The sequence below is a fragment of the Curtobacterium sp. VKM Ac-2865 genome (assembly GCF_015350905.1).
Lineage (GTDB): Bacteria > Actinomycetota > Actinomycetes > Actinomycetales > Microbacteriaceae > Curtobacterium.
This window is the reverse complement of sequence record NZ_JADKRZ010000006.1, coordinates 20,534-36,487: the sequence shown is the minus strand read 5'-3', so window position 1 is coordinate 36,487 and position 15,954 is coordinate 20,534. Positions and strand designations below refer to the sequence as shown.

15 protein-coding genes are annotated in these 15,954 nt (G+C 70.1%); 11 read left to right on the top strand and 4 right to left on the bottom strand.

From position 1 onward, the window contains the following. Positions 1-3 precede the first annotated feature (3 nt). Entirely contained in the window at positions 4-1,299 is a 1,296-nt protein-coding gene (locus ITJ54_RS14400) for an ABC transporter substrate-binding protein (protein WP_194629439.1), read from the bottom strand. 159 nt (positions 1,300-1,458) lie between these two features. Between ITJ54_RS14400 and ITJ54_RS14395 the strand changes: the two genes are divergently transcribed. After that, positions 1,459-2,511: a LacI family DNA-binding transcriptional regulator gene (locus ITJ54_RS14395; protein ID WP_194629437.1), complete on the top strand. Its 1,053-nt coding sequence runs from the start codon at positions 1,459-1,461 to the stop codon at positions 2,509-2,511. 6 nt (positions 2,512-2,517) lie between these two features. On the opposite strand, the gene ITJ54_RS14390 is transcribed toward ITJ54_RS14395, so the two are convergent. Next, positions 2,518-3,486 carry an AraC family transcriptional regulator gene (locus tag ITJ54_RS14390; RefSeq protein WP_194629435.1) on the bottom strand — a complete coding sequence of 323 codons (969 nt, stop codon included), beginning with the start codon at positions 3,484-3,486 and terminating at the stop codon, positions 2,518-2,520. A gap of 119 nt (positions 3,487-3,605) precedes the next feature. Here ITJ54_RS14390 and ITJ54_RS14385 point away from each other — a divergent pair, with 119 nt between their 5' ends. Both ITJ54_RS14385 and ITJ54_RS14380 read left to right on the top strand, forming a co-directional pair. Then, positions 3,606-4,064 carry a MarR family winged helix-turn-helix transcriptional regulator gene (locus ITJ54_RS14385; RefSeq protein WP_194629433.1) on the top strand — a complete coding sequence of 153 codons (459 nt, stop codon included), beginning with the start codon at positions 3,606-3,608 and terminating at the stop codon, positions 4,062-4,064. Positions 4,065-4,220: 156 nt separating this feature from the next. Next, the gene (locus ITJ54_RS14380; RefSeq protein ID WP_175481309.1) at positions 4,221-4,370 is read left to right on the top strand and encodes a hypothetical protein; all 150 of its coding nucleotides are present in this window, start codon (positions 4,221-4,223) and stop codon (positions 4,368-4,370) included. 290 nt (positions 4,371-4,660) lie between these two features. Here ITJ54_RS14380 and ITJ54_RS14375 read toward each other — a convergent pair whose 3' ends face one another. Beyond that, positions 4,661-5,674: a LacI family DNA-binding transcriptional regulator gene (locus ITJ54_RS14375; protein WP_194629849.1), complete on the bottom strand. Its 1,014-nt coding sequence runs from the start codon at positions 5,672-5,674 to the stop codon at positions 4,661-4,663. 232 nt (positions 5,675-5,906) lie between these two features. Here ITJ54_RS14375 and ITJ54_RS14370 point away from each other — a divergent pair, with 232 nt between their 5' ends. The 6 genes from ITJ54_RS14370 to ITJ54_RS14345 all read left to right on the top strand — a co-directional run bounded on the left by ITJ54_RS14370 (position 5,907) and on the right by ITJ54_RS14345 (position 11,992). Then, positions 5,907-7,136 carry a sugar ABC transporter substrate-binding protein gene (locus ITJ54_RS14370; RefSeq protein ID WP_194629431.1) on the top strand — a complete coding sequence of 410 codons (1,230 nt, stop codon included), beginning with the start codon at positions 5,907-5,909 and terminating at the stop codon, positions 7,134-7,136. Positions 7,137-7,358: 222 nt separating this feature from the next. Further along, complete coding sequence (locus ITJ54_RS14365; RefSeq protein WP_194629430.1) at positions 7,359-8,219, top strand: carbohydrate ABC transporter permease; 861 nt, start codon at positions 7,359-7,361, stop codon at positions 8,217-8,219. After that, positions 8,216-9,103: a carbohydrate ABC transporter permease gene (locus ITJ54_RS14360; protein ID WP_194629429.1), complete on the top strand. Its 888-nt coding sequence runs from the start codon at positions 8,216-8,218 to the stop codon at positions 9,101-9,103. Before ITJ54_RS14365 ends, ITJ54_RS14360 begins: the two co-directional genes overlap by 4 nt. 50 nt (positions 9,104-9,153) lie before the next feature. Beyond that, the gene (locus ITJ54_RS14355; protein WP_194629428.1) at positions 9,154-9,957 is read left to right on the top strand and encodes a ThuA domain-containing protein; all 804 of its coding nucleotides are present in this window, start codon (positions 9,154-9,156) and stop codon (positions 9,955-9,957) included. Next, positions 9,954-11,057: a Gfo/Idh/MocA family oxidoreductase gene (locus tag ITJ54_RS14350; protein WP_323741734.1), complete on the top strand. Its 1,104-nt coding sequence runs from the start codon at positions 9,954-9,956 to the stop codon at positions 11,055-11,057. Before ITJ54_RS14355 ends, ITJ54_RS14350 begins: the two co-directional genes overlap by 4 nt. Positions 11,058-11,197: 140 nt before the next feature. Further along, positions 11,198-11,992: an SDR family NAD(P)-dependent oxidoreductase gene (locus tag ITJ54_RS14345; RefSeq protein ID WP_194629427.1), complete on the top strand. Its 795-nt coding sequence runs from the start codon at positions 11,198-11,200 to the stop codon at positions 11,990-11,992. 354 nt (positions 11,993-12,346) lie between these two features. Here the strand turns inward: ITJ54_RS14345 and ITJ54_RS14340 are convergent, their stop codons facing one another. Beyond that, on the bottom strand, positions 12,347-12,826 hold the full coding sequence (locus ITJ54_RS14340; RefSeq protein ID WP_194629426.1) for a MarR family winged helix-turn-helix transcriptional regulator: 480 nt from the start codon (positions 12,824-12,826) through the stop codon (positions 12,347-12,349). 163 nt (positions 12,827-12,989) lie between these two features. On the opposite strand from ITJ54_RS14340, the gene ITJ54_RS14335 reads away from it, so the two are divergent. Both ITJ54_RS14335 and ITJ54_RS14330 read left to right on the top strand, forming a co-directional pair. Next, a complete protein-coding gene (locus ITJ54_RS14335) occupies positions 12,990-15,137 on the top strand; it encodes an MDR family MFS transporter (RefSeq protein ID WP_194629424.1) in 2,148 nt (715 codons plus the stop codon). Further along, positions 15,134-15,790 carry a TetR/AcrR family transcriptional regulator gene (locus ITJ54_RS14330; RefSeq protein WP_323741733.1) on the top strand — a complete coding sequence of 219 codons (657 nt, stop codon included), beginning with the start codon at positions 15,134-15,136 and terminating at the stop codon, positions 15,788-15,790. Before ITJ54_RS14335 ends, ITJ54_RS14330 begins: the two co-directional genes overlap by 4 nt. Positions 15,791-15,954 lie beyond the last annotated feature (164 nt).

Genomic DNA, 15,954 nt, shown 5'->3' with positions numbered 1-15,954 from the left:
GGGTCAGCCCTTCGCCGCGGCCTGGTTGACCGTCTTCACGATGTCGTTGACGGACCCCTTGCCGGCGAGCAGGTCGACGACGCTGGTGTTGAGCGCGTTGCCGACGTTCTGGCCGTAGAGGGTGTCGAGGTAGTTCGAGACGAACGGCGCCTTGTTGTAGGCCGTCAGGACGGTCTTCAGGTAGGGCTCGGTGACGACGGACTGGGCCGACTCGTTCGCCGGGATCGCGTTGAACGCCTTGTAGTACTGCTCCTGCACGTCCTTCGTCGTCATGTAGTTGAGGAAGTCCGTGCACGCCTGCTTCGGCGCCTTGGCCGAGCAGGAGTACCCGTCGACGGCACCCATCATGGAGCCGGGCTCACCCTTGCCGCCGGACATCTCCGGGAAGGGGAAGAAGCCGAGGTCGGCGAGGGGCTTGGCGTCCGGGGTGAGCGAGGAGATCACGCCCGGGTCCCACGCGCCCATGAGCTCCATGGCGGCCTTGTGGTTGGCGACGAGGCCGGCCGAGCTGCCGGCACCCTGCTGGGCGGCGGTGGTCAGGTAGCCGTCGTTGAAGGGCTTCGTGTCGAAGAACGTCTTGGTGTCCTGACCGGCCTGCTTCCAGCAGCTGTCGGTGAACTTCAGGTCCTTCGCGGCACCGTTCAGGGTCTTCTCGCTGCAGGCACGCAGTGCGAAGTTGTAGTACCAGTGCGCGGCGGGCCAGGCGTCCTTCGCGCCCACGGCCACCGGCTGGATGTCGGCGTCCTTGAGCTTCTGGATGTCGGCGTTCAGCTCGTCCATCGTCGTGGGCGTGCCCTCGATGCCGGCCTGCTTGAAGAGGTCCTGGCTGTACCAGATGCCCTCGGGGTTCACGTCGACCGGCATCGCGTAGGTCTTGCCGTCGAGCTCGTAGCCCTTGAAGGCACCGGCGCTGACCTCGGTCTTGGCGTTCTTGCCGATGGAGCTGGTGATGTCCATGAGCTGGCCGGCCTTGGCCATGGCGTTCATCTTGCCGCCGCCGCGCTGCAGGAACACGTCGGGAGCGGAACCGGAGTTCAGCGCCGTCTGGAGCTTGCCGTCCAGGTCCTCGTTCTGGATCGCCTGGATCTTGATCGTGACCTTCGGGTTGGCCTGCTCGAAGTCCTTGACGGTCTTCTCCCAGAAGGCCTTGCCCGGGCCGGTGGTCGAGTTGTGCCAGAAGGTCATCGAGACCTTGCCGTCACCACTCGATGCGTCACTGCCCGCGGAACAGCCTGCGGCCGTCAGTGCGGTGGCCCCGATCAGCGCGATGGCTGCCGCGGCTCGGATCTTCCTCGTCATCGTGGAACTCCTCGGTGTCGTCGTTGACATGCGCGACATCGACTGCCGCTGCGAGAGAGCGTGCCAGGCGCTCCACCGCCTTGTCAATCGATATCGATAACGTTTTCTTTACCAAGCCGCGATCCCCCGTCCGGGCCCGCACACCGGTACGGTGAGCACATGGAGACCGCTGTCGGTGCGCATCGCGGCCATGACCGCGTGACGATCGGCGACGTCGCGCGCGCTGCCGGGGTGTCCATCCCCACGGTGTCGAAGGTGATCAACAACCGCGACGGCGTGGCCTCGGCGACGATGCTCCGTGTGCAGGAGGTCGTCGAGCGCCTCGGCTACGAGACCTCGCTCGTCGCCAGGAGCCTCCGCAGCTCCCGCACCGGCGTGATCGGCATCCTGGTCCCCGAGTTCGAGCCGTTCTCCACCGAGCTGCTCCGCGGCGTCTCGCGCGCGGCGATCGGCACCGGGTACGAGCTCCTCGCGTACGCCGGCCTCGTCACCGGCGCGAGCCAGCCTGGGTGGGAACGCCGCTCGCTCTCCCGGCTCTCCGGAACCCTCATCGACGGCGCGATCGTCGTGACGCCGAGCACCGCGCTGTCGAGCTCGTCGATCCCCGTCGTCGCGATCGACCCGCACACGGGTCCCGAGGGCCACGCCACCGTCGACACCGACAACGCCGGTGGCGCCAGGAGCGCGGTCGAGCACCTCATCGCCCTCGGCCACACCCGGATCGCCCACATCCACGGGCGTGCTGACCTGGCCTCGGCACAGCTCCGCGAGACGGGGTACCGCGAGGCCCTGACCGCCGCCGGCATCCCGGTCGACGAGGACCTGGTCCGCGCCGGCGACTACCAGGAGGACCAGGCCACGGCCGTCGCCTGCGAGCTGCTCACCGCGCCGGACCGCCCCACCGCCGTGTTCGCCGCGAACGACTCGTCCGCGATGGGGGTCCTGCGCGCCGCCGCGGACCTCGGGCTCCGCGTGCCGGAAGAGCTCTCCGTGATCGGGTTCGACGACGTGCCGCAGGCCTCGATGACCTCGCCGCCGCTCACCACGGTCGCCCAGCCCCTGGCCGAGCTCGGCGCAGCGGCGGTCGACATGCTGCTCGCGATGCTCCGCGGCGAGCCCGGCCCCGACCACGTGCGGATGACGACGAGCCTCCGCGTGCGCCGGAGCACCGCGGCCGTGCCGACCGAGGTCAGAGGGGTCGACGCCGCCTGACCCGCCTCAGCGCCGTAGCGTCTGCTTCGGGTACTCCCCGAACCGTTCCCAGTACGCGGCCGAGAACCGACCGAGGTGCGCGAACCCCCACCGCCGCGCGACGTCGCCGACCGTCACCGACTGCGGGTCCTGCTCGAGGAGGTCGTCCCGGACGCGCTCGAGCCGGACCTCGCGCAGGTAGGTCAGCGGCGAGACGCCGAGCACCCGCGCGAAGGACTCCTGCACGCTCCGCACGCTGAGCTCCCCGACGACGGCGAGGTCACCGACCGTCAGGGCCTCGCGGACGTGCGCGTGCACGTACTCGACCATCGTGCGCAGCCGGGCGTTCCTCGGCAGCGACAGCTCCGCGGGCAGGGCGTCCGAGCGCGGTGGGTACAGCCCGAGGAAGGCCTCCGCCGCCGCACGCTTCGCGTCGGCCCAGGCCCGGGACTCCACTCCGTCACGGAGCGCCCGCGACAGGCTGACCAGCGCGTCGCCCCACCGGCGGAGCGCGCTCGCGTCGGGCGCACGGAGGCGGTCGAAGCGCAGTGGTGTCTCGCCGACATCGTGGTGGTCGACGGCGACGTCGTGGACCATCGCGCGGGACAAGTGGACCAGGCGCTGGTCGGAGTCACTGCCGACCACGACGAAGGCCCGCTCCGTCGGGTAGAGCGTCGGGACGTCCCGGCGGGAGTCGACGCGCTCCCCGTCGACGTCGACGACCACGGAGCCGGCCGTCACCCACTGCACGACGTAGTCGTCCGCGGGGTCGACGACGCCGCGGATGAAGCCCTGCACCCGGGAGCGGCGGATCGTCACCTCGCTGTCACCGATCGCCGTGTAGCGGTACGAGTAGTCGGGGCCGGTGCGTCGCGACGTCCACTGTCGACCCGCGCCGACGGCGGTGAGGTCACGAGTGGCGGACTCGGGGTCGCGTCCGGTGACCTCGATCCGGATCTGGTCCACCGATGCGGCGTGGTCGTGCGATCCGGGCATCAGCGGGCCGCCCGCCACGCCGCGGGGGTGCCTGTGACGTTCTCCTCGCTATCTGGATACGCTGTTGCCCTGACCTGGGCGTGACGTGACGCGCAGCCGAACCGCACGGAGGAGACCGGGTGACCGCCAGCGACCTGGAGCTCGACCTCGACTCCGCGCTCACGCGACTCGATGCCTCGATGGCGGCACTGCGGAACCGGCTCCGCGAGCACATGGGCATCGCGGGCGTCGACCTGACCGTCGTGCAGTACGTGTCCCGCGCCGAGACCGGCGGACGCCCCGTGCGGGTGAAGGACCTGTCCTCGCACCTCGGCATCACCGGGCCGGCGGTCACCAGTGCGGTCGACCGACTGGAGCGGTCGGGTCACCTGCTGCGCAGGCCGAACCCGGACGACGGTCGGAGCCGTCTCATCGAGCTCACGGACACCAGTCGGGAGCAGTACCACGCCGCGATGGACAGCACGAACGAGCACCTGCACGAGCTGATGTCCTCCTTCTCCGATCGCGACAAGGCCCGGTTCGTCCGCATCATCGACCGCGTGGTCCGGGCGCTCGACGGCGGGGCCCCGAGCCCCTGAACGGCAGGTTAGAGGGGCCGGGACGAACCTCCTGGTTCAATGTCCGCGGAGCGCAGTTGGATAAGTCTTCTACCTAAATCCGGGCATCGCAAGAGGCCCCGTCGTAGCGTCTGAGCCGGTGGGAACACCTGGGGACGGATCAGGACGGAGGACGCTGTGAGCAACTACGACACCGAGCCGGGCATCGACCCGGTCCGCATCACGACCTTCCGACGGATGCGACGGAAGTGGAAGTTCGGGGAACAGCCGACCGAGGACCAGACGGTCTTCGACGACCTGTTCACCGACACGGCGCGCCAGCGCTGACGCTGCACGCACGAGAGCGGCGCGACATCCCCCGAAGGTGTCGCGCCGCTCTCGTGCGTGGTGGGTCGTTCCCTGCGGAGGAGGTCGCCACGCACCTCGGGAGTCGAATCGCGCGCAGCGGGTCGATCCCCGCGTAGGGGGTCGAACCGCGCGTAGGAGGTCGCATCTTCCGACCGACAACGCGCGGAACCACCTGCCATCGCGGGTGCGATGGGTGCGAACGCGCACCGCGACGGACGGGAGGCTCGTGGCGGCCTGACCCCGAGCCTCCCGTCCGAAGCGTGCGCGGGTCAGGCGGACTGCGGGGCCGCGGCCGTGGACTCCGCGGGGCGGAGGACACACGGCAGCAGGAAGTGCGGGAGGTCCGCCGAGGTGCCGTCGAGCTGCTCGATGAGGGCGTCGGCGGCCCGCGTGCCGAGCTCACGGCCGGGCGCGACCATCGTGGAGAGCCGCGGGTAGTGCTGGTCCCCCGCGGCACCGGACGACGCGATGCTGAGCACGGAGACGTCCTCGGGGATCCGGCGCCCCGCGGCGTACAGCCCCACCAGCAGGCCGGCGGACGAGTCGTCCTTCATGATGAGCACCGCGGTGACGTCGGGTGCGGCCTCCAGGAGCTTCCGCGCGGCCTCCCGACCACCCTCGCTCCCGCTCTCGGCGTACACGACGGTGCCGGTGAGGCCGCGGTCGGCGATCGAGCGCTCGAAGGTGTCCTCGACCCGGAGGTGTGGCGCGTAGCCGTCCATCGGGGTGCCCGCGAGGTCCTCGAGCACGAGGCCGAAGTGGCGGTGCCCGAGCTCCTCGAGGTGGTCGAGGCTGTCCTCGATCGTCGTCTCGAAGTCGATGTCGACGTACGGTAGCCCGCTGCTGTCCCGCGTGCGGCCGATGAGCGTGAAGGGGACGTCGAGTTCGGAGAGCTTGGCCACCCGAGGGTCGTCCATGCGCACCTCCATGAGCACCACGCCGTCGACGAGCCCACCGGAGACGAGGTCGTCGAGGTCGTCGCCCGCGGGGTCGACCGGCCAGAGCACCAGGTGGTAGCCGCGCTCGGACGCCCGCTCGGCCGCGGCCATGAAGAACTCGGACGTGGTGGGGCTGAACCGGTTGCCGGTGGTCGGGAACAGCAGCGCGATGATCCGGGTGCGGCGTGACGCGAGCGCCCGTGCGACCACGTTGTTGCGGAACTTCAGGTCGCGCATCGCTGCCTTGACCCGGGCGGTCGTCGCCGGGGTCACGTACTTCGTGCCGTTGACCACGAAGGAGACGGTGGCGATGGAGACGCCGGCGCGGTCGGCGACCTGCTGCATCGTGGCCAAGGCGGTTCCTGCTCTCGGGGTCGTGGTCTGGACCAGGCCGAGGTCGTACCGACATCGAACTGAGACGTTCCCAGCTTAGCGGCGTCCGGTTCCAGAAAAGCGCTTTACAGGCAAAGCGCTTATCTGTTAGCTTCTCGCCTCAAGAAGACCCGCGACGACGACGTCCCGAGCGTCGGCGACGCGTGCCTCACCCCAAGCACCCGTCAACGAGAAGAGCTATGCAATGAAGCCCAGCCTCCCCTCCACGTCACGCAGGATCCGCGCCCTCGTCGGCGCCGTCGCGGTGGTCGCCGCGATCCCGCTCGTCCTCACCGGATGCTCCGGCAGCGGCGCCGCGTCCTCCGGTGGCAAGACCCTCACGATCGAGGACTACTACGCGGCGAACTACAACCCGATCTACAAGCAGTGCGCCAAGACGGTGGACGCGAAGCTCACCATCAACCACGTCGCCGGTGCCGGCCTGATCGCGAAGGTGCTGCAGCAGGCATCGTCCCGGTCGCTGCCCGACGTGCTCATGCTCGACAACCCCGACGTGCAGCAGATCGCCGCCTCCGGTGCCCTGTCCGACCTCGGTGACTACGGCCTCGACGCCAGCGGTGACGTCCCCGGCGTCAAGGCGGCGAACACGTACAAGGGCAAGCTCTACGGGCTGCAGCCGGCGACGAACTCGATCGCGCTCTACTACAACAAGAAGCTCCTCGCCGATGCCGGCGTCCAGCCGCCCAAGACGTGGGACGAGCTGCAGGCGGCCGCCAAGAAGCTCACGAAGGGGTCGACCTACGGCTTCGCGATGAGCAACATCAACACCTACGAGGGCACCTGGCAGTTCCTGCCGATGTTCTGGTCGAACGGCGGGGACGAGAAGGACATCGCCACCCCCGAGGCCGCGCAGGCCCTGCAGTTCGTCGAGGGCCTGCAGAACGACGGCTCGATGTCGAAGAGCTCGATCAACTGGGCGCAGGCCGACGTGAACAGCCAGTTCATCGCCGGCAAGGCCGCCATGATGATCAACGGCCCGTGGCAGCTCCCCGCGCTGAACGCCGCGAAGAACCTGGAGTTCGACAGCGTCCCGATCCCGACCCGCACCGGGGACGCCACCGTCGCACCGCTCGGTGGCGAGGCGTTCACCGTCCCGCAGACCGGCAACAAGGACACCATGACGCTCGCCGGCAAGTTCGTCGGCTGCCTGAACTCGGTGAAGATGCAGAAGGTCATCGCCGGCACCACCGGCAACGTCCCGACGAACATCGAGGCCGGCGCCGCCTGGGCCACCGACCACCCCGAGGTCGCCTCCTTCGTCACCACGGTGAAGACCGCTCGTGCCCGCACGGGTGAGCTCGGACCCGACTGGCCCAAGGCCGCGACGAAGATCTACACCGCCGTCCAGCTCGCCCTCACCGGCAAGGCCGACCCCGAGGCAGCGCTCAAGCAGGCGCAGTCGCAGAGCCAGTAGTGCGGCGGGGGTCGGCCGTCCGGTCGACCCCCACCGCGGGGAGCCGGTCGTCCGGCCGGCTCCCCCTCCGGTGGTGAACGTGGGAGCCGGCCGTCCGGCCGACTCCCCCGGTGGTGAACGAGAGGAACCGGCGTGAGCGCCTCAACACAGACCCGACCACGGACCCAGGTGCCCGTGGTCCCCCCACGACCCGGCCAGCGGCGAGCGCGCATGCGGGCCGGCATGACCCGGTGGCTCTTCGTGGTCCCGGCAGCCCTGTTCGTCGCGGTGTTCTTCGGCTACCCGGTGGCCAAGAACATCGTGATGTCCTTCCAGGACTACACGACGAAGACCTTCTTCACGGGCGAGGCCCCCTGGGTCGGCCTGAGCAACTACATCGCGGTCTTCCAGAGCTCCGTGTTCGCGACGAGTGTCGTGAACACCGCCCTGTTCACGGCCGGCTCGATCGTCCTGCAGTTCGTCATCGGGCTGAGCCTGGCGCTGTTCTTCCGCCGCCACTTCCCGCTGTCGGGCTTCCTGCGCGGACTCCTGCTGCTGCCGTGGCTGCTCCCCCTCATCGCCTCGAGCGCGGTGTGGAAGTGGCTGCTCGACCAGGACAGCGGTGCGCTCAACCAGCTCCTCGGCGTGGTCGGGATCGCCCCCGTTCCATGGCTCGTCAGCCCGAGCCTGGCGCTGATCGCCGTCATCGGCGTGAACGTGTGGCTCGGCATCCCGTTCAACACGACGATCCTGTACAGCGGGCTGCAGTCCGTCCCGCCCGAGCTCTACGAGGCCGCGTCGCTCGACGGCGCCACGGGCATCAAGGCCTTCCGGTACATCACCTGGCCGAGCATCCGGTCGGTGGTGAGCGTCGTGATCGTCCTCGGCGTGGTCTACACGTTGAAGGTCGTGGACATCATCCTCGGGCTCACCGGCGGCGGGCCGGCGAACTCGACCCAGACGCTGGCGACCAACGCGTACCACCAGTCCTTCATCAACTTCCAGTTCGGCATCGGAGCCGCGGTCAGCAACGTCCTGATCGTCGTCTCGTTCGTCTTCGCGATGGTCTACATCGCGATCTCCCGGAAGGCGGTCGACGAATGAGCGTCGGCATCGTGAACCAGACCGTCACCGCGACCCGCGCGATCACGACCAGGCGCGGCGCGAAGGTCCCACGACCGCGCGGCAAGCGGGGCATCCCGCTGACGGTCCTCGGGATCGTGTTCCTCGCGATCATGGTGTTCCCCGTCTACTGGATGGTGAACACGAGCTTCCAGGCCACCTCGGGCGCTGCCACGGCGACGTGGTTCCCGTTGGCGCCGACCCTCGCCGGCTACCGCGCGGCACTCGAGCAGCAGGGCCAGAACTTCGTCTCGAGCATGGTGATCAGCCTCGGGACCGTCGTCCTGACGCTCGTCGTCGCCACCCCGGCGGCGTACGGCCTGGCCCGGTTCCGGATGCGCGGCACGCGGGTGTTCCTGCTCGTGCTGCTCATCACGCAGATGATCCCGGCGATCGTCATCGCGAACGCCCTGTACACGCTGTTCAACAACGTGGGGCTCCTGAACAGCTACATCGGCCTGATCCTCGCCGACAGCGCCGTGCAGGTGCCGTTCGCCATCCTGCTGATGCGCGCCTTCATGGAGTCGATCCCGCCGAGCCTGGTCGAGGCGGCCCTGGTCGACGGGGCGAGCGACTTCCGGGCGTTCGTGTCGATCGTGGTCCCGATCAGCCGGAACGCCATCGTCACCGCGGCGCTGTTCACGTTCCTCGGCGCCTGGGGCGACTTCCTCATCGCCCTCACGCTGACCTCGACGACGGCCGTCCGCCCGATCACGCTCGGCATCTACAACTACATCGGGTCGAACGTCACCGACTGGGGGCCCGTGATGGCGACGAGCGTGCTGGCGTCGCTGCCGGCCGCCGTGCTGCTGATCTTCGCGCAGCGGTACATCTCCGCCGGCGCCCTCGGCGGAGCCGTCAAGTGACCCACACATCCGAACGACACCACCCCGACCAGGGAAGAAGAACCAACCACATGAGCGACACGACCACCACACCGCTCCGCATCACCGTCTGGGGCGAGAACGTCCACGAGCAGGTCGAACAGCACGTCGCCGAGCGGTACCCCGACGGCATGCACGGCGCGATCGCCGACGGCATCCGCGAGAACCTGCCCGACGCGGTCGTCCGCACCGCGACCATGCAGGACCCCGAGCACGGCCTGACCGACGAGGTCCTCGCCCAGACCGACGTCCTCACCTGGTGGGGCCACGCCGCCCACCAGGACGTCGACGACGCCGTGGTCGACCGCGTGCACAAGCACGTGCTGTCCGGCATGGGCCTGATCGTCCTGCACTCGGGCCACTGGTCGAAGATCTTCGGCAAGCTGATGGGCACGACCTGCACGCTCCGGTGGCGCAGCGAGCACGACCAGGAACTCGTCTGGACCGTGAACCCGCAGCACCCCATCACGCGCGGCGTCCCGAACCCGATCGTCATCCCCGAGCAGGAGATGTACGGCGAGTACTTCGACGTGCCGACCCCCGACGAGCTGGTCTTCATCTCGGGCTTCACCGGCGGCGAGGTGTTCCGGAGCGGCATGACGTACCGCCGCGGCCTGGGGAAGATCTTCTACTTCTCCCCCGGTGACCAGGACTTCCCCGTGTACCACCACCCCGACGTCCGCCGGGTGATCGCGAACGCCACCGAGTGGGCACGGCCCGAGCGCGAGCGGGAGATCCCGACGCTGCGCCGCTACGACCTCGGCGAGTACTTCGACGGCCAGCACTACCGCGGCCCGTTCGACGACGCCCCCGTCGAGGACGAGGTCCGCGCGTGACCGCCCTCCGCGTCGTCCAGGTCGGCGCCGGCGGGATGGGCCGCGCCTGGCTCAGCACCGTCGCCGCCGACCCGGACGTCGAGCTCGTCGGCATCGTCGACCTGGACCTCGACGTCGCCCGGGCCGGTGCCGAGCTGGCCGGCGACCCCGGGATCCCGGTGGGCACGAGCCTGACCGCCCTGGCCGCCGAGACCGGCGCCGAGGCCGTGCTCGACATCACCGTGCCCGTCGCCCACCACCCGATCACGCTCGAGGCCCTGCACGCCGGCCTCCCGGTGCTCGGCGAGAAGCCCGCCGCGCAGACCGTCGCCGAGGCGCTCTCCCTGGCCGCGGCGGCCGAGGCCACCGGCGAGCTGTTCATGGTGTCGCAGTCACGGCGCTACAACGACCAGCTCGTCGCGTTCCGGCAGCACGTCCGCGACCTCGGCGACCTCGGCACGCTGAGCACCCGGTTCGCGAAGGCCCCGCACTTCGGCGGCTTCCGCGAGGAGATGGACGACGTCTTGCTCCTCGACATGGCCATCCACCCGTTCGACTCGGCCCGCTACGTGCTCGAACGGGACCCGGTGTCGGTCTACTGCGAGTCGTACAACCCCTCGTGGTCCTGGTACCGCGGCGACGCGGCGGCCGCGGCGGTCTTCACGTTCGAGGGCGACGTCCGCTACGTCTACGACGGCTCCTGGTGCGCACCTGGCGCCGAGACCTCGTGGAACGGCGACTGGCGAGCCTCGGGCGCCGCCGGCACCGCGCTGTGGGACGGCGACCACGACCCGTCGAGCGACCGCGACGGCACGCCCGGCTCCCCCGAGGCCGCCCCGGGCGTCGGGACGGAGATCGGCGGTGCGCTGACGTCCTTCGTCCGTGCACTCCGCACCGGCGTCACGCCGGACGGCGAGGTGCACACGAACATCATGAGCCTCGCGATGGTCGAGGCCGCGATCCGCTCCACCCGGACCGGCACCCGCATCGTCATCGACGAGGTGCTCGAGCAGGCGCACACCGACGCGTTGGCCGCGGAGCGGCACGACGCGGTGCGCGAGCGCCTGGCGGCATGGGGTTCCGTCCGCAGCGCGTTGACGAGTGCGGTGGCCGCCGGCTGATCCGTCACCAGTTGCTCCGTCAGCACGGGACGGACGGGAGGCTCGGTGCCAGCTGGCACCGAGCCTCCCGTCCGTCACGGGGTGCGGCAGGGCGGACGACGCGGGACGATGGAGGTCCACCCACGACCCAAGGAGCTCCCGTGCAGATCGACCTCAGTGGCAAGACCGCCCTCGTGACCGGATCCGCCCAGGGCATCGGCCTGGCGATCGCCACCGGTCTCGCATCGGCTGGTGCCTCCGTCGTGGTGAACGGCCGATCCGAGGAGAGCACCACGCGGGGCGTCGACGCCGTCCGCGAGGCCGTGCCCGACGCGTCGGTGCGCGGCGTCGCTGCCGACCTGGCGACGGACGAGGGCGCGGCGACGCTGTTCGCGGCACTGCCCCGGGTCGACGTGCTCGTCAACAACCTCGGGGTGTTCGGCAGTGCCGACCCGCTGAGCATCGAGGACGACGAGTGGCGCCGGTACTTCGAGGTGAACGTCATGGTCGGCGTCCGCCTGACGCGGCAGTACCTGCCCGCGATGACGTCCTCCGGCTGGGGTCGCGTCCTGTTCATCGGCAGCGACTCGGCCGTCGTCACCCCGGCGGAGATGATCCACTACGGCATGACCAAGACGGCGCTGCTCGGGGTGTCACGCGGGTTCGCGAAGGCGGCGGCCGGCACCGGCGTCACCGTGAACAACGTCCTGGCGGGGCCGACGCACACGGGTGGTGTCGAGACCTTCGTGCGCGAGCTCGTCGGGGACGACCTGTCGTGGGACGAGGCGCAGCGGGAGTTCATGAAGGAGCACCGACCGCAGTCGCTGCTGCAGCGGCTGATCGAGCCGTCGGAGATCGCGAACATGGTGGTGTACCTGGCGTCGCCGCTGGCGTCGGCCACGACGGGTGCTGCGGTGCGGGTGGACGGCGGGTACATCGACGCGATCCTGCCGTGAGGGGTGCGCGTCTCACGCTGACGGGCGCAGGGACGCGGGCTTCGGGCTTCGGGCTTCGTCGTGCGCGAGACACCGGTGTCTTGACGAGACGCCGCCAAGTCCTCGAGACGCCGCGGAAAACGGTGGCGTCTCGGCAGGTCGGAGGCGTCTCGCGCAGACAGGGGTGTCTCGCCACGCAGGACCTCGGCGAGACGGAGGCGTCTCGCGCAGACAGGGGTGTCTCGCCACGCAGTACCTCGGCGAGACGGAGGCGTCTCGCGCAGACAGGGGTGTCTCGCCACGCAGTACCTCGGCGAGACGGGGGTGTCTCGCGCGGCCGGGGTGTCTCGCGCGGCTGGGGCGTCGGCCGGGGCGTCAGCGCGAGCGGACGGTGGCGCCGAGGACCTCGTCCGCGCGGTCGTTCAGCCGCGCGAGCAGCGCCGACAGCGCCCGCAGGTCGTCGTCGGGGAACACCTCGATGAGCTCGTCGAAGACCTCGTCCCCGTGCGCGTCGAGCACGTCGAGCAGGCGCTGCCCGGCGGGAGCGACCTCGAGCAGGCTCGCGCGGCCGTCCCCGGGGTCGGTCGTGCTCGCCAGGTGCCCCGCCGCGACGAGCGACGTCACGCGACGGCTCACCACCGGACGCGACAGCCCGGTGAGTTCAGCGACGACGGTGGAGCGCACCGGCCCGAGCCGTTCGACCGCGCGCAGGATCACCCGCGCCGTCGCGTCGAGCCCGCCCCGGTCCTCGATGAGCACGGAACGCAGCGCCTGCCGCACCCAGAGCCGGTCGAGCTGCTGCCGGAGCGCGCGCTCGGAGTCGCCGCGCGTGGCACCTGACTGGTCGTCCGTCACGTGCCCAGCCTACGGCGACAATTAGTTGCTTGCTGGAAGCATCTAGTGTAACTTTGCACTCGCTGCAAGGTCGAGAACGGTGCCGGCGCCCACCCCACGGGTCCGCGCGACGGTGCGTCCGGTCTCCCGAGCAGCCGCCCCACCGATCGAACCGAAGGAACCCATGTCAACCGCCACCGCACCGGTGCAGCGCGGACGTCACGACGCCTCTGCAGCCGGCACCCCCGGCTCCGGGCAGCCGCTCATGACGCACCGCCAGATCCTGCTCGTCATCTACGGCCTGATGGCCGGCATGTTCCTGTCCTCGCTCGGCCAGACCGTGTTCGGCACCGCCATCCGCACCATCGGCGACGACCTGCACGGGCTCGACCAGCAGGCCTGGGTCACGACGGCGTACCTCATCACGTCGACCATCGCGACGCCGATCTACGGCAAGCTCTCCGACATCTTCGGCCGCCGTCCGCTCTACATCTTCGGCATCGTGGTCTTCATCCTCGGCGCCGTGCTGTCGTCGATGTCCACGTCGATGCTCATGCTCGCCGGCTTCCGCGCCGTGCAGGGCATCGGTGCCGGCGCGCTGATGTCGCTGCCGCTCGCGATCATGGGCGACATCCTCGCTCCGCGTGAGCGCGCGAAGTACCAGGGCTACTTCCTGGCCGTGTTCGGCATCTCGAGCGTCATCGGCCCGCTCATCGGCGGCCTGCTCGCCGGCACGAGCGAGATCCTCTTCATCACCGGCTGGCGCTGGGTGCTCCTGATCAACGTGCCGATCGGCATCGCCGCGCTCCTCATGGTCATCGTCTTCCTGCACCTGCCCAAGGTGCACGACGCCACCGCCAAGCCGCGCGTCGACTGGTGGGGCGCCACGGCGGTCATCGTCACGCTCGTGCCGCTGCTGCTCGTCGCCGAGCAGGGCCGCATCTGGGGCTGGGGCTCCGCAGCCGCCATCGCCTGCTACGTGATCGGTGTCGTCGGCCTGGTCGCCCTGCTCGCCATCGAGTCGAAGATGGGCGACGCGGCGATCATCCCGCTCAAGCTCTTCCGCTCGGGCACGTTCTCGATGGCCACGGTCATCGGGTTCCTGGTCGGGTTCGCGATGTTCGGCGCGATGCTGACCATCCCGCTGTACCTGCAGATCGTCGTCGGGCTCAGCCCCACCGAGTCCGGCTTCGCCACGCTGCCCCTGGTCGGTGGCCTGATGATCGCGTCCATCACCTCCGGGCAGATCGTCGCCCGGGTGGGCCGCTACCGCATCTTCCCGGTCATCGGCACGGCCCTGGTGTCGATGGGCTACGTCGTCCTGACGTTCATGTCCATCGACAAGCCGCTCTGGTTCCTGATGATCGGCATGTTCCTCATCGGACTCGGCCTCGGTTCCGTGCTGCAGTCGCTGACGCTGGCGTCGCAGGGCTCCGTCGAGGCGAAGGACATGGGCGTCGCGACCAGCTCGGCGACCTTCTTCCGCCAGATCGGCGGCACGCTCGGCACCGCCGTGCTGCTCTCGATCCTGTTCTCGGTGATGCCGGCCAACATCCTCAGCGCCACCGCGGACAAGGGCAACCTGACCGACGGTCTCGACGCCGCGCTCAACCCGGCCGTCGCCACCGCCCCGCGGAACGCCGGCGTGATGGACCAGATCTGGGACCCGATCGTCACCCCGCTCCGCCAGCAGGTCGAGTCCGGCCTCGCCGACGGCACGGCAGCGGCGAAGCAGGCAGCCGACCAGGCCGTGACCCAGCAGGTCACCGCCGCCGTCCAGCAGCAGGTCGCCGCGGGCACCGTCCCCGCCGCTGCCGCACAGGGCGTCATCGACCAGCAGGTCTCGGCCGCGCTGCCCGCAGCCGAGGACGCCGCACTCGAGCAGGCCGCCGACCAGGCACACGCCACGGTCGAGAACGGCGGCCTGGCCGTCGACTGGTCGGACCCGGACCAGCGTGCCTACTACGTCGACCAGGCCGTCCCGTCGATCGTCAAGGAGCTCAACGGCTCCGCGAAGGGCGACTCGGGTGCGTCGAGCACCAACGACACCTCGTTCCTCACCGGTGCCGACAGTGCGCTGACGCGGCCGTTCATGGCCGGCTTCAACGCCTCGTCCGTGACGATCTACTGGGTCGGCCTCGGGGTCATCCTGCTGGCGTTCGTCCTCAGCTGGTTCTTCAAGGTCCCGCCGCTGCGCCAGCGCTCGGCCCTGCAGGAGCGCGCCGACGTCTCCGCCGAAGCCCAGCTCGAGGCCGACGCCGGTCTCGCCGCGGCCGAGGCGGGGTCCTTCACCGGTCCGATGACCGGCTCCACCCCGACCACCCGTCGGTGACCGACCGGGTCCTGCGCCGTGTCCCCTTCCCGGCGCAGGACCCCTCCACCAGGGACGAGAACGTGACCCCCACCGCACTGCCCACCGGCGCGGAGCCCTGCGCCTCCCTCCGCGAGCGGAAGAAGCAGCAGACCCGCCAGGCCATCCACGACGCCGCACTCCGGCTCGTCGGTGAGCAGGGCCTCGGCGGGGTCACCGTCGAGCAGATCTGCGCCGAGGCGGACGTCTCCCCGCGGACCTTCTTCAACTACTTCCCGTCGAAGGCCGACGCGGCGCTCGGCTTCCCGCCGAACTCCGTGCCGCCGGCCGTCCGAGCGCGGTTCCTCGCCTCGGACGGCCCCCTGGTGTCCGACCTGTGCGACCTCGTCGGACACACCGTGGCACTCCCCCAGGACCGGCACCGCGCCCGTGACCTCGTCGAACGGCACCCCGAGGTCATGCCGACGATGCTCGACTGGATGGCCGCCGTCCGCGCCGCCGTCATCGAGGTCGCCGCCGAGCGCACCGACCGACAGACCGCCAGGACCGCCGTCACCCTCGTGATGGCCGCCCTCATCGAGCTGGCGCAGCGCACCACGGTCGCGGACAGCGACGAGCTCGCCGCCACGCTGCGCGTCGTCGCCACCGAGATGGGCGCGCTGACGCGCGTCTGACGGACTGGAGGCTCCCCACCAGCCGGTGGGGAGCCTCCAGTCCGAACTCGGTGCCGGTTGGCGAGTCGTTTCGCGCGTAGGGGGTCGGAACTTCCGAACCCCTACGCGCGTTTCGACCTCCTGCGCGCGATCTGACCTGCCACGCGGGAATCGGCCCGCACCGC

Bases quoted from the DNA above. Each gene is read 5' to 3' on its own strand.
- ITJ54_RS14400 (WP_194629439.1), bottom strand. From the start codon at position 1,299: ATGACGAGGAAGATCCGAGCCGCGGCAGCCATCGCGCTGATCGGGGCC.
- ITJ54_RS14395 (WP_194629437.1), top strand. From the start codon at position 1,459: ATGGAGACCGCTGTCGGTGCGCATCGCGGCCATGACCGCGTGACGATC.
- ITJ54_RS14390 (WP_194629435.1), bottom strand. From the start codon at position 3,486: ATGCCCGGATCGCACGACCACGCCGCATCGGTGGACCAGATCCGGATC.
- ITJ54_RS14375 (WP_194629849.1), bottom strand. From the start codon at position 5,674: ATGCAGCAGGTCGCCGACCGCGCCGGCGTCTCCATCGCCACCGTCTCC.
- ITJ54_RS14370 (WP_194629431.1), top strand. From the start codon at position 5,907: ATGAAGCCCAGCCTCCCCTCCACGTCACGCAGGATCCGCGCCCTCGTC.
- ITJ54_RS14365 (WP_194629430.1), top strand. From the start codon at position 7,359: ATGACCCGGTGGCTCTTCGTGGTCCCGGCAGCCCTGTTCGTCGCGGTG.
- ITJ54_RS14360 (WP_194629429.1), top strand. From the start codon at position 8,216: ATGAGCGTCGGCATCGTGAACCAGACCGTCACCGCGACCCGCGCGATC.
- ITJ54_RS14355 (WP_194629428.1), top strand. From the start codon at position 9,154: ATGAGCGACACGACCACCACACCGCTCCGCATCACCGTCTGGGGCGAG.
- ITJ54_RS14335 (WP_194629424.1), top strand. From the start codon at position 12,990: ATGTCAACCGCCACCGCACCGGTGCAGCGCGGACGTCACGACGCCTCT.